We start from the raw sequence: 661 nt of genomic DNA, 5'->3' as shown, positions 1-661 counted from the left end.
GCCGGTTCGCTCGAACCGGTGGCGCTCACCGGCTCGATGTCGACCAACAGGTGCAGCGGACCGTCCGAGCCGCGGTAGGGGATGTTCACATTCAGGGTCTTCTGGCGTCGCGACAGCGTGCTGAAGTCTGGCACTGCCCAGTCGAGGCCGATCAACCGCAGCAGGCTCTCGACGAAGCCGGTCGTCTGGCGCAACGCCATGCCGAAGAGGACCTTCATCGTGAGGCAGGTCTGGATGGCTGCGTCGCTGTAGTCGGCTTGCCGCCCGCGCTTGCCAGTCGGCGCGGCCTGCCACTTCATGGCGGGGTCGAACCAGATCGTCAGCGAGCCTCGGCGCTTGAGCGCTTGGTTATAGGCGGGCCAGTTCCTGGTCTTGTAGGTCGGGGGTGTCGGTCTGCTCATGCACTCCAGCTACCACGCTGGATTCACGAGATGAATCCCTCACGCGATTTGTGCAACAGAGCCGAGTGCGGCCAAACAGCCAGTCAAAAAGCGCCATGCAGAAACTGCTCCCCAAAATACCGCAACTGACCAATTGTTTCTGATGGGAGCACGGTTTTCATCGTATGATCATGATCTTCAGCGTCGGGTTCATTGCGCACATCGCTTCGCAGCCTCGAGGCTACTAGGGTCAGGACTCGTTGTCGCGTCATAGCCAGAAC

At 60.8% G+C, this 661-nt stretch carries 1 protein-coding gene; it reads right to left on the bottom strand.

All coding sequences use genetic code 11. The annotated features are described in order from the left end of the window. Positions 1-401: transposase (locus tag EZM81_RS18025; protein ID WP_136646741.1), on the bottom strand; the 401-nt coding region annotated here is incomplete at its 3' end. Positions 402-661: the final 260 nt, after the last annotated feature.

Origin of the sequence: Tabrizicola sp. YIM 78059 (assembly GCF_004959785.1) — a bacterium.
GTDB classification, from domain to species: Bacteria; Pseudomonadota; Alphaproteobacteria; order Rhodobacterales; family Rhodobacteraceae; genus Tabrizicola; species Tabrizicola caldifontis.
The sequence above is the reverse complement of the archived record's forward strand: the minus strand, read 5'-3'. Positions and strand labels throughout refer to the sequence as shown.